This is a genomic window from Cupriavidus sp. 10L43_2 (assembly GCF_056395265.1).
Genome location: NZ_JBFTJE010000052.1, coordinates 1 through 1,003, shown reverse-complemented (window position 1 = coordinate 1,003; position 1,003 = coordinate 1). Strand labels below are relative to the sequence as shown.

General features: G+C 51.6%; 1 protein-coding gene. It reads left to right on the top strand.

Annotated elements, in window-relative coordinates:
* On the top strand, nucleotides 1–1,003 hold a 1,003-nt coding region (locus AC1DEL_RS27565; RefSeq protein WP_477159249.1), incomplete at both ends, for a beta-ketoacyl synthase N-terminal-like domain-containing protein.

The window sequence follows — 1,003 nt, the reverse complement described above, 5'->3', positions numbered from 1 at the left end:
CCGGTGCTTCCGTCATTTATCAAGCGAAAGAAACGGCCTTCTTTTTCCAATGAGAATCAGACAAAAGAAGGGATTGCGATTATCGGAGTCAGCGGATGTTATCCGCAAGCTGAAACACTTGAAGAGTACTGGGATAACTTAGCAGCCGGAAAAGACTGTGTGACGGAAATTCCCGAAGAGCGCTGGGAAAAGGACAAGTACTACAACCCTGATCCCGAAGCGGCCGTGAAAGCAGGGAAAAGTTACAGTAAGCGGGGCGGGTTTCTGAAAGATGCCGCTTTCTTTGATCCGCTGTTTTTTCAAATTTCACCCCGTGATGCTTTGAATATGGACCCGCAGGAGCGTCTCTTTATTGAAATGTGCTGGCAGGTGCTGGAGGATGCCGGTTATACGAAGGAACAGCTTGAGAATCTGTATAACGGCCGGGTCGGCGTTTTTGCTGGCATTACGAAAAACGGGTACGGAATGTACTGGAAAAACGGCGGCGCCCTGCAGCCGAAAACGTCGTTCAGTTCAGCGGCCAACAGAGTTTCCTATTTTCTTAATCTGAAAGGGCCGAGCATGCCGGTTGATACGATGTGCTCGTCTTCGCTGACTGCAATTCATGAAGCGTGTGAAAACATCCTTCGCGGCGAATGTGACATGGCGATTGCCGGCGGTGTGAATGTGTATACGCATCCTTCGGCTTATGCGGAGCTCAGCGCCTATCGAATGCTTTCAAAAGACGGAACGTGCAAAAGTTTCGGTGAAGGCGGGGACGGATTTGTTCCCGGTGAAGGCGTCGGGGCCGTGCTGTTAAAGCCGCTGTCAAAAGCGATGGCTGATAAGGACCATATTTACGGGGTGATTCGCGGCACTCATATCAATCACGGCGGCAGAACAAACGGGTATACAGTGCCGAGTCCGAGCGCCCAGGCTGACGTGATTTCCGGCGCGCTTGAAAAATCAGGAATACATCCGCGGATGATCAGCTGTATCGAAGCCCACGGCACGGGCACTGAAC